Origin of the sequence: Pseudorhodobacter antarcticus, from assembly GCF_900110135.1 — a bacterium.
Taxonomy (GTDB): domain Bacteria; phylum Pseudomonadota; class Alphaproteobacteria; order Rhodobacterales; family Rhodobacteraceae; genus Pseudorhodobacter; species Pseudorhodobacter antarcticus.
In genome coordinates, this window is sequence record NZ_FOCO01000100.1 from 1 (window position 1) to 2,447 (window position 2,447).

The following is a 2,447-nucleotide window of genomic DNA, read 5'->3' on the forward strand; positions in this document are numbered from 1 at the left end:
CTGCGCTCATGCGAAAGCTGATTGAACTCGCCAACGCCCTCATCAAAGCAAACCGAAATTGGGTGATTAAAGAGGCTTGATCAAGACGGATACTCAGCCTGTCCGCAACTCTTGTCCGTCCGTTTGCAGCCTTGTTCAATGTTTTGATCGCTGTCGCCGAAGCGCATCCAAAGATGCAAGAAGTGTCTCGTCTGAACGCCCAGACAGACGCACAGCTGGCAGCACGCGGCACCACGCGTGAAAACGAAGTGCGCCGGATTTTTGCAGGGCAGTTTTATCTGTAACCTGTAACCTGTGACCTGAAATTGCTGAAATTCAAAAAGGCGGGGGCATTACCCCGCTTTTTTTTCCCAGCGCCCACTGGCTTCTGACCAGTACTGCGCCGCGTGGCCAGCCTCTTTCATCGATGTCCATTGCGACCGCGCGGCAACAACCGCAGTTTCATCATTGCCATCAAACAGAATGAAAACCCGTTCCAGCGCGGCCACCTCGGCAGGGTCAACCAGCGCGCCATCGACAACCATCAATGCCTGCGCACCGTTGGAAATTGCCCCCAACCCCAACAAAATGGGTTGATGCGCGTCTTGTGGACCGCCTTCCAGCCCATGCGGCAAAAACCCATCCTCTGGTCCTTGCCAAAGCTGTTGGTCCATATCGGCCAAACGCGCGGTATCGGTGCCGCGCAGCATCACCCTCCAGCCAGCCTGCAAAGACCGCGCCAACAGGGTGCGCGCGGTAGCTTCCGCGCGCGATGCTGTTAGGTGATAAAACATCACCATTCCCATGGCTTAGCCTTCAAACTTGTCACGGATCAACCGATCCAAAGCCATCACACCCCAGCCGGTTGCGCCTTTGGGGGCCAAGGTGGTGTCCGATTTCACCAGCGCAGTCCCGGCGATATCAAGATGGCACCACGGCATCCCGTCTTTGACAAACCGTTTCAAGAATTGCGCGGCCGTGATTGCCCCACCATCACGCCCACCCACGTTCATCATATCGGCAATGCGCGATTTTAGTTTGGCATCATAGGCGTCGCCCATCGGCATCCGCCACGCGCCTTCACCCTCTGCCTTGCAAGCAGAAAGGAACGCGTCGCACAGCCCATCATCATTGCTGAAAACACCAGTATTTTCGTGACCCAAAGCGACAATAATGGCGCCCGTCAAGGTGGCAAGGTTGATCATGCCGGTTGGCTTAAACCGCTGTTGTGTATACCACATCACGTCGGCCAGAACCAGACGCCCTTCGGCATCGGTGTTGATCACCTCAATCGTGTCGCCTTTCATAGAACGAACAACATCGCCGGGGCGTTGCGCGCGCCCATCCGGCATGTTTTCGACCAGCCCGACCAAGCCCACGACATTGGCCTTGGCGCGCCGCAGGGCCAAGGTGCGCATGACCCCCGCGACCACGCCTGCGCCGCCCATATCCATCGTCATATCTTCCATCCCGCCCGCAGGTTTGATGGAAATACCACCGGTATCGAACACCACACCTTTGCCGACCAATGCAAAAGGCTTCTCGGTGCCGCCGCCACTCCACTGCATCACCACGACTTTGGACGGCGTTTCAGACCCAAGCCCGACACCCAGCAAAGCATGCATACCAAGCGCTTCTAGGTCTGCCTCTTCCAAGATTTCCACCTCCAGCCCCAGCTCTTGCATCGCGGCAAGGCGGGCGGCAAAATCGTCGGTGGTCAGGATATTGGCGGGTTCATTGACCAAATCGCGGGTGAAAAACACGCCTTCGGCCACAGCCGCCATTGGTTTGGCGGCCTGCGCCGCCCCTTCGGGGTTTTTGACCATCAAGGTCACGGGGCCGCGCGCGGTGGGCGCAGAGGTTTTGTGCGGTTCAAAATCATAAGCGCGCATGGCGAGGCCAAAGGAAAGATCGGCTGCGCGGGTCATTGCCCCCGCAAGCACCAACACGCCCGTTTTGCCAACGGTTTTGCCAATGGCAGCCCCTGCTTTGCGCGCGGTTGCAACATCGGCGCGCAGGGCCGCTTTGACCACTTGCAACGCTTCGACCGCAAGGCCCGCAGGCCAGCCCAGATCAACCGCGTCGCCCGGTTTTACCTTTTCCCATGTATCCGACGCCAAAAAACGGTTCAGTGCCCCTTTGGTCAAGCTGTTCAAACGGCGGGCGGCGGGGCTGCGCGCGGCCATTTCATCTGGGGCGGCGATCAGCGCGATGCGGCCTGTAAAACTGCCCAAGGCGTCAAGATCGGTTTCGTGAAACTGGATCGGCAATGGATGTGTCATGACTTTTCTTTTCCGAATTTGATGTCTCGTCACGGCACCCCGACATGGGGGCGGACCTGTTGGGTAAAGCCTAACGGCTACAAAAGCCCTTGACCAGAGTATCCGTCTTGATCAAGCCTCTTTAATCACCCAATTTCGGTTTGCTTTGATGAGGGCGTTGGCGAGTTCAATCAGCTTTCGCATGAG

Annotated in this window: 3 protein-coding genes; 1 reads left to right on the forward strand and 2 read right to left on the reverse strand. The window is 57.6% G+C overall.

Going from position 1 to position 2,447, the window contains the following annotated elements:
- Nucleotides 1-131 precede the first annotated feature (131 nt).
- The gene (locus BMY36_RS20150) at nucleotides 132-284 is read left to right on the forward strand and encodes a hypothetical protein (protein WP_156215160.1); all 153 of its coding nucleotides are present in this window, start codon (nucleotides 132-134) and stop codon (nucleotides 282-284) included.
- 48 nt (nucleotides 285-332) lie between these two features.
- On the opposite strand, the gene BMY36_RS18995 is transcribed toward BMY36_RS20150, so the two are convergent.
- Nucleotides 333-785 carry a DNA polymerase III subunit chi gene (locus BMY36_RS18995; RefSeq protein WP_050519438.1) on the reverse strand — a complete coding sequence of 151 codons (453 nt, stop codon included), beginning with the start codon at nucleotides 783-785 and terminating at the stop codon, nucleotides 333-335.
- Nucleotides 786-788: 3 nt separating this feature from the next.
- Nucleotides 789-2,261 (reverse strand): leucyl aminopeptidase, encoded by a 1,473-nt coding sequence (locus tag BMY36_RS19000; RefSeq protein WP_050519439.1) that lies wholly within the window; start codon nucleotides 2,259-2,261, stop codon nucleotides 789-791.
- Between the last annotated feature and the right edge of the window lie 186 nt (nucleotides 2,262-2,447).